This is a genomic window from Vibrio sp. 2132-1, from assembly GCF_033344315.1.
Genome location: NZ_JAWPON010000836.1, coordinates 1 through 523, shown reverse-complemented (window position 1 = coordinate 523; position 523 = coordinate 1). Strand labels below are relative to the sequence as shown.

Here is a 523-nt window from a genome sequence, read left to right as displayed (position 1 = left end):
GATCTTTGGCTTGTCCTTCTCCGTTGGTGGCACTTACGTCACTGGCGAGGCCAGTACATGGGTCGTTTACCTAGCCACTTCTGGTGCCATGACACTCTGTTCTGTCGTAACAGCCTACCTGCTCGTGACCTATCACCGCTGGGGGCTGATGACGGCCAGGGTCTGGTTGCTATTGAGTGCCTGCCTAAACGGCTATGCCGTCTATTTGAGTAGCCACAACATCCAGTTGGTGGTGGCACTGCTTTCCAGCCTGTTTATTGCTTTGTGGATGCTCAAGACCCTTGAGCAACCAGCAGTGAAGGGGACGTACAAGGTAATCGCTGATCTTCACCGTCAGCTATGGGGAATGTTGAAGGGGCAAACACAATGACGACGAATACTCAAAACGCGAACGCCAACCAGGTTCGGTCTTTACGCGACATGCTTGTCCCCGCCCTGTTGTTCTATGTGGTGATGACGGCCATGTTTGTGGGTCTTGACGCATTCATGGATAAACCCACCAGCATGAACCTGCCATTTATGC

The 523-nt window shown here is 52.6% G+C and carries 1 protein-coding gene; it reads left to right on the top strand.

Annotation, left to right across the window (positions count from 1 at the left end; translation table 11 throughout):
* Window positions 1–370: Fe3+-siderophore ABC transporter permease (locus R8N47_RS28285; RefSeq protein WP_318186494.1), on the top strand; the 370-nt coding region annotated here is incomplete at its 5' end.
* Window positions 371–523: the final 153 nt, after the last annotated feature.